At 64.0% G+C, this 6,349-nt stretch carries 7 protein-coding genes; 3 read left to right on the top strand and 4 right to left on the bottom strand.

The window, feature by feature from the left end; genetic code table 11:
* Positions 1-60: 60 nt before the first annotated feature.
* Complete coding sequence (locus tag E3T24_RS06655; RefSeq protein WP_134434454.1) at positions 61-240, bottom strand: hypothetical protein; 180 nt, start codon at positions 238-240, stop codon at positions 61-63.
* A 384-nt stretch (positions 241-624) separates the two neighbouring features.
* On the opposite strand from E3T24_RS06655, the gene E3T24_RS06650 reads away from it, so the two are divergent.
* From E3T24_RS06650 to E3T24_RS06640, 3 genes are read left to right on the top strand one after another with little or no spacing between them, the layout of a single operon-like run.
* On the top strand, positions 625-1,257 hold the full coding sequence (locus E3T24_RS06650; protein ID WP_134434453.1) for an SDR family oxidoreductase: 633 nt from the start codon (positions 625-627) through the stop codon (positions 1,255-1,257).
* Positions 1,258-1,307: 50 nt separating this feature from the next.
* Positions 1,308-1,709, top strand: coding sequence for a MarR family transcriptional regulator (locus E3T24_RS06645; RefSeq protein ID WP_166789181.1), 402 nt, complete (start codon positions 1,308-1,310; stop codon positions 1,707-1,709).
* Positions 1,709-2,563 (top strand): SDR family oxidoreductase, encoded by an 855-nt coding sequence (locus tag E3T24_RS06640; protein ID WP_241978641.1) that lies wholly within the window; start codon positions 1,709-1,711, stop codon positions 2,561-2,563. Before E3T24_RS06645 ends, E3T24_RS06640 begins: the two co-directional genes overlap by 1 nt.
* A 907-nt stretch (positions 2,564-3,470) precedes the next feature.
* Here the strand turns inward: E3T24_RS06640 and E3T24_RS06630 are convergent.
* The 3 genes from E3T24_RS06630 to E3T24_RS06620 all read right to left on the bottom strand — a co-directional run bounded on the left by E3T24_RS06630 (position 3,471) and on the right by E3T24_RS06620 (position 6,231).
* Entirely contained in the window at positions 3,471-5,387 is a 1,917-nt protein-coding gene (locus E3T24_RS06630) for a hypothetical protein (RefSeq protein WP_241978640.1), read from the bottom strand.
* Positions 5,388-5,612: 225 nt separating this feature from the next.
* Positions 5,613-5,849, bottom strand: a complete 237-nt coding sequence (locus tag E3T24_RS06625) for a hypothetical protein (RefSeq protein ID WP_104170609.1) — start codon at positions 5,847-5,849, stop codon at positions 5,613-5,615.
* Positions 5,850-5,907: 58 nt separating this feature from the next.
* Positions 5,908-6,231 carry a helix-turn-helix domain-containing protein gene (locus E3T24_RS06620; RefSeq protein WP_104170610.1) on the bottom strand — a complete coding sequence of 108 codons (324 nt, stop codon included), beginning with the start codon at positions 6,229-6,231 and terminating at the stop codon, positions 5,908-5,910.
* Positions 6,232-6,349 lie beyond the last annotated feature (118 nt).

Here is a 6,349-nt window from a genome sequence, read left to right as displayed (position 1 = left end):
CCCGGCACCACCTGGATCAACAAACCAGCCGAGCAAGAAGAGAAGGAACAGGAAGCAAAACTAGCCGCCTAAACTCACGCTGGCCTCATTCACCTTGACAAATTCCGGGGCGGCGATGAGGTTGCCGGTGTCCCTGTCTCCGGGCTCGCTGATGATGGTCCAGATTCCGCGCGCAGCTGCGTCGGTCGTGAATCGCTGGATGGTGGGAACGTGGGTGCTGATGCTGGCGAGCGTGTTCATGGGTTCTCTTCCTCGTGGACAACTGTTTTTTTGGCCTGTCTGGCAAGAGAAATCGATAGCGACCGGGAGTGCCGAAGTGCCCGCAGTGCCGGGCGAAATAAGCCCGCAGGGCGCGTCCGACACTGCGGGTGACGCAGGCACGGGAGGAAGCTACGGTGAACCGCCAGAAAGGACAAAAATGCTCAACAAACAGTGCCGCGTAGCGGCTCCATATCGCTGTGAGGTCTACGCCGTCGCAGTTTCAGAGTGATATCACTGTGATATTCCACTGCGGGCTGTGCGAGGAAGGTGGCTTCCAGGTCGACCCAGAGTGCGGTGGAATCCACGTCATTTTTCTGCCCGCACACGATCCGGTCATAACGTTTAGTGGCTAAACTAATTGGTATGACAGTGATTGCTTTGTTTGGTGCGACCGGTAAGACCGGTCATCGCGTGCTGACGCTTGCTCTTGCCGCGGGATTTGAGGTGCGGGCGCTGGTGCGTGATCCGGCCAAGCTAACAACGACGTCGCCGGCTCTGACGGTTATCCGCGGTGACGTGTTGGACTCGGAGGCTGTGGATCAGACGGTGTCGGGTTCAGACGCCGTGCTCAGCTTGTTCGGGCAGGTGAAAGGCTCACCACCGATACTGCAGGCCGAGGGCACCCAGCTGATTGTTGACGCCATGGGGCGTCACGGCGTGAAACGGGTCGTCACCTTGTCTGGCGGGGGCCTGTCGGCCCCGCTGGATCGGCCTGGTCCGGCCGATCGTGTGATCAAGTTCTTGCTGAAGACCTTGTCCGGGCATGTCCTCGCCGATGCTGAGCAGCACCTGCGGGTGCTTGAGGCGTCCGGGTTGGAGTGGACGGTGGTGCGTGGTCCCAGGTTGACGGAGAAGCCGGGCACTGGCACGTACCGGGTGGGCTGGGTGGGTGTTGATGCGAGCACCCAGATCAGTCGAGATGACCTCGCGGATTTCATCCTCACCCAGGTCGAGGACCGCACCTTCATCGGGCAAATGCCGTTCATCAGCGCATGACACACGCAACGCCCGTACTCACCGTTGACCGGTCGACTCAGGTGGGGGAGGTGCTGGCGGCGGTCGTTCGTCTGTCGCGGTCGCTGGCGAACCCACGGTCGACTCCGTTTGGCAGCACGGTGCTCACCCGCACTCAACTGGATGTCCTCTTCGTCCTCGCTCACGCACCGGCCCCGGTCACTCCGGGCCAGCTCGCCGCCCTGTTGCACGTCACCCCGGGTGCCATCACGCAGTTGGTGGACCAACTGCGTGAGCATGACCTGGTGGAGCAGTTCGTTTCCGATCAGGACGGCCGGGTACGGCTCCTCAGACTCACCAGTGCTGCACGCTCCCAGGTTGAGGCGTTCGAAACTGTCGCTATTCAGCGCTCCGCACCGTGGTTTGACACGCTGACTGACGACGCACTGACCGAGCTTGCCGGGCTGCTCGCTCAGGTGAAAGGCGGGTCGTGATGGGTGCGGTCTTCGTGACGGGGGCGACCGGGACGGTCGGCTCAGCCGTAGTGGAGCACCTACTCCGCCTCGGACAACCCGTGATCGCCGGCATCCGCGACCCGGCCGATGCAGCCCGGATCCCGCACCCGGCGGTGACCCGGGAATTCTCCTTCGACGCTAACCCCGCGCAACTGGACGCCGTCTTGGAGGGAGCGGACCGGCTGTTCCTGATGCGCCCGCCGGCGATCGCCGACGTGCAGCGGACATTGTTCCCGGTGATCGATGCGGCCAACCGTTCCGGGATTCGGCAGATCGCGTTCCTGTCGCTGCAGGGCGTGCAGGCTAACCGCAAGACACCCCATCACGCGGTTGAGCAGTACATGCGGGAGAGCCGGAGCCCGTACACGTTTCTGCGACCGAACTTCTTCATGCAAAACCTCGCCACCACCTACGCCGGCCCGATCCGAGAACGCGGCGAGATCTTCGTTCCCGCGGGACGCTCGAGAACCGCCTTCATCGATGCGCGCGACGTCGGCCGGGTCGCCGCGACGACCCTGTCCGAGCCCGGCCACATCGGAAAGAAATACACCCTCTCCGGTGAGCAGAGCCTCAGCTACCGTAATGTCGCCGCCATCATGTCCGACGTGCTCGGCCGCCCAATCCGGTACACCAGGCCCCATGAAGACGAGTACCTCGCCCAGCTCGCAGCCGATGATCTCCCCGAGGACTACATCGCGGTGCAAAAAATGATCCACCGCGTAGTGCGGCTCAACATCTCCGCATTCCCAAATCGTACAATTCGCCACCTGACCGGGAGACCCGCCACCACCCTCCGTCAGTACGTCACCAACAACCGCCAGGCCTGGGGATAATCCATGCTCCGACGTTCAGAAACTCCACTATCTGCGCGACGTAACCCAGACGGCCAAGACAGGGACTTGTGACGGGATCCCTGGCCACATCACACAGCGACCACATCAAGTCCGACCTGGCTGCTCTCACCCGTCCTCGCCTGACACTGTTTGCCCAGGTATCGCACCCGAAGAAGTGGAATCAGTGCTGAAGCCAATGAGGATGCTCCCGCCACACGCTGCACCCACGTTGTACACGACCGCCCCGACCATCCCCATTAGCGTCCAACCCAGCACCGTGACCAGCCCAACCACACCGGCAACACCGACCCCATGGACCCCGTTGGCCCAGACGCTCACACTCCCGCCCGAACCATCACGCCCAAACCTGTCCACCACACGATCCAACTCAACAAAGAACCCGGTTCCCGCCACAACGGACCACACCACAAGAGTGAACACGGCCGCCAGAACACCGAACCCGACCCCCATCACCGCGGACACTTTCACCACCGACCACACATTCACCGACGCCCACCGGACCCGCACCTGCAGCAACCCCGCAGCACGACGCCCATACCGATCCAAAACCCCACCCGAACCGCTACGCATCACAAACCCCCACACTCGCTTCATCACCACTCGCACCCACCCCGGGCAGCTGTGGCAACAACTTAGCCCACCCCCACTAAAACCCGTGCCGTCCCCGGCGGTGCCGGCCTCAAACCATTGACCCCCTCACCCCACTCAATCCGTGATTGTGGGTCACCGACCCCACAGCAGCTCGCACTCGCGCGTCCGATGAAAGCCTTCATAACTGGTGACGATGTCAGATATCTCCCCAAAGTCCGGAGGTCCCACCCCCACCACGACACCCCTCAGCACCCCCAGCAAGCATCGGTCCACCGCTCTCAACGGAGGCCGCCGACTATGCGGCCTCGCCCAGGTACTGCCACCGATTCTCCGGATTGAGTAGCCCCGCACTGACCAGCTCGAGCGCGGAGCGGTGGTCGGCGAGGTTGGTGCTGGCCCGCGGATACCGCGGCCACACCCGCTCCCCGGGCGTGCTTGCCTCAAACAATGGCCGGCTCGACACATGTGGGCGCCGCGGCCGGGACCGGGGCGTTGACATCATCGTGGTCAATTCGGCTTGCCACCACGCCCACACCTCCCGCTCGATCCGATACCGCTCCGCTCGAGCCAGCAGTGTTCCCAGCACGCCCAGCTGCAGGGCCGCCTGGTTCCGAAGATCCTGCTTCGACCTGGCCCACCCATCACGGTGCACGACCAGGAGCTTGTGACGACGGAGGCGACTGAGGATCGTGGCAGTGTGCCGGGCCGTGACACCCAGCAGGCGAGCGGCGGAGTCGATGGTGAGCGACGGGTGCTGGCGCAGCAGGGCGTAGAGCTTACCGGCGAGGTGTCCCAGGCCCCGGCGGGTGAAGAGGTCATGGCGTTGGTCGGTGAGTTGTTCCTCGAGCAAGGTGACGAGATGGGTGCGGGTGTTGAAGAGCTCAGCTGCAGAACGTCTGGGCGACGACGAGATTTCGTGAGCGGGGCGGGGGTTATTAGGTGGTTGTGACCGGACTGTACTGGGACCTGTGGATAACGTGGAGGCTAGGCGCCATTCGGCGGCGTTGCCGTCGTCACTCGCACTGACCCGTTCGACGTATCCGGCAGCAGCAAGGGCGGTCAGGGCGTCAGCTGCGGTGGTGCGGCCAAGGCCTCCCATCGGGCCCAGGTCCCGGATGGCGGCGGCGACGGTGCGTTTGCCGGTCTGCAGGGTGAGGTAGGCCAGGGCGCGGAGAATGGTCTGCTGATTCGAGGCCGCCTCGGTGCGGCCCCACCGGCCCGGGCTGACCCGGAACCGGGTGAGGAGAGCTTCGACGTCGGACACGATGGCGTCCAGCTCTGTCAGGTCCTGCGGCTCCCGCACTGCCGGCAGTGGGCGCTGGAGTGCGGCGTACTGCTGGGCTTTGTCCCACTGCCGGCCCAGCCGGGCCTGGGCCTCGGCTGCGGCCCGGGGCCGGCGAGATCCACGGCCGGTGTTCTTCGTCCGGAAGTGCTCCATCCCGGGGGCGGTCTTGATGGCGTGCTCGACGTCGACGAGCTGCCAGCCGGCGTTCGCGGCCGAGAGCAGGCACATGAACCCGGTCCAGCTCGGGTTGCTGCCGCCATCGATGGTAGCCATATGGGCGGTGCCGGCCGTGCTCAGGCGCCGGTGCGCCTGGTGGTGTGCAGTGATGGGCCCTGACGGGGCACTGTCTTCAGAGCGGAGAGACGGCTTCCGCGCCTCAAGCACCGCAGCCAGGGCGGCCAAGTCCGCGATCGTGGTCGACGGGACAATCAAGCTGTTCAGGTTGCCGCGGAGGACCGTGGAGTAGCTGCCATCACGGTGCGGGGACAACGGCGGCCGTGCGGCGCCCGTGACAGCGTTCAGGAGCATGCCGTGGTCCAAGCGGCGGAAATTCGCTCGCGCTGCACTGGCCACCGGGGCGACGGCGAGTTTCGGGGCGCCGCCCTGGAGGGCGAGCCAGATGTGGCGGCCACCGGTCCCGGAGGACTGGCACACGACGTGCTCGATCGAGAGCGCATCGAGTGCGCGGGAGAGGACGTCGCACTCGTCGACGGCTTCCTCCATCAGCTCAGCGTCAACGCCGTGCTTGTCCTTACCGTCGAAGTCAAAGCACAGCACCCGGAACAACCCGGCCTCATCGGCCAGGTTCATCGCCCACGGCGTCGTGGGCTCAGCCGGCCCAACACGGTGGATCAGGGGGTAACTGTTCTCGTCCAACCGCCCGTACGCGTCGCGCTTCATGACGCGCACCTGATCGCGCGGACTCATCCGGCGCGTCAAAGCCCAGGCTGTCCACGCTTCGGTGGACACGCCAGACACGCCGGACAACATTCCGGGTGCATTCTGGAGTACGTGCGCTATGCTCTGGGACATAGAGAAACCTCCCGTGAGGGCTGTTGATCTGGATTAGCTCGAACCTCGGGCCGGCAAGCACAGAGGGTTTGAGCTACGAAACTTGCAGTAGCCCGTCGCGAAAGCGACGGGCTCTTTCGTTTAAGCGGCTGGGATGAGCAACTCCTCTTTGGGGTCGCGAATGAGGTCGAGGACAGGCAGTTGGCCCTGGTCCGCGAGAGTTAGGCGCAACAACGCTTCCAGGTAGATACCGGTGGACACGCCGCTTGCGGCTGCGGCTTGATTGACTTCCGCGCGGATCGCGGGGTCGACTCGTGTTTGGAACAACACCGTGGGGGTGTGGTCCCGACGAATCCTGCTTCCCTTTGCAACGGCCATGGAAACGATCTTGTCGTTAAACCCATTCAAGAGTGCGCGACGCGCGGGAGCGGCTTGATTAAAGTCTTGACTGACCGAGGAATTCGCCAAGAGCGACGTAGAGCTCCGTGACGCGTTCCGGGATGACTGTGTAGCGCACCCACTGGCCGCTTCTGGCTTCGCTTCGCGGGGGAGTGGACTCGATGAGTCCCGCAGTCTCAAGGGCAGCCAGGTGGTTCGACGCCGTCGGCGGGGCGATGCTGAGCGCTGTTGCGACATCGGCGCGGGTGCATGGCCCGTTTTCGCGGATGTGCTTGAGGATTGCCACTCGAGCTCGATTTCCAAATGCGTCGATCGCGGCCTCCACGAGTTCATCGTGAGGGGGACGCACGTAGCGAGGCATCCTGCCATTCTGCCCGACCTCCGCCCTCTTCCATCGTTGACTCCGTCAACCCTAATCATTATATGATTAGCTTATGACGAAGTCGAGCACCACGCTGGCCCGATGCTCTTACTCAAAG

Source organism: Cryobacterium sp. TmT2-59, from assembly GCF_004403545.1.
GTDB lineage: Bacteria > Actinomycetota > Actinomycetes > Actinomycetales > Microbacteriaceae > Cryobacterium > Cryobacterium shii.
The sequence above is the reverse complement of the archived record's forward strand: the minus strand, read 5'-3'. Positions and strand labels throughout refer to the sequence as shown.

Bases quoted from the DNA above. Each gene is read 5' to 3' on its own strand.
- E3T24_RS06640 (WP_241978641.1), top strand. From the start codon at position 1,709: ATGGGTGCGGTCTTCGTGACGGGGGCGACCGGGACGGTCGGCTCAGCC.
- E3T24_RS06650 (WP_134434453.1), top strand. From the start codon at position 625: ATGACAGTGATTGCTTTGTTTGGTGCGACCGGTAAGACCGGTCATCGC.
- E3T24_RS06655 (WP_134434454.1), bottom strand. From the start codon at position 240: ATGAACACGCTCGCCAGCATCAGCACCCACGTTCCCACCATCCAGCGA.
- E3T24_RS06625 (WP_104170609.1), bottom strand. From the start codon at position 5,849: ATGGCCGTTGCAAAGGGAAGCAGGATTCGTCGGGACCACACCCCCACG.
- E3T24_RS06630 (WP_241978640.1), bottom strand. From the start codon at position 5,387: ATGAGTCCGCGCGATCAGGTGCGCGTCATGAAGCGCGACGCGTACGGG.
- E3T24_RS06620 (WP_104170610.1), bottom strand. From the start codon at position 6,231: ATGCCTCGCTACGTGCGTCCCCCTCACGATGAACTCGTGGAGGCCGCG.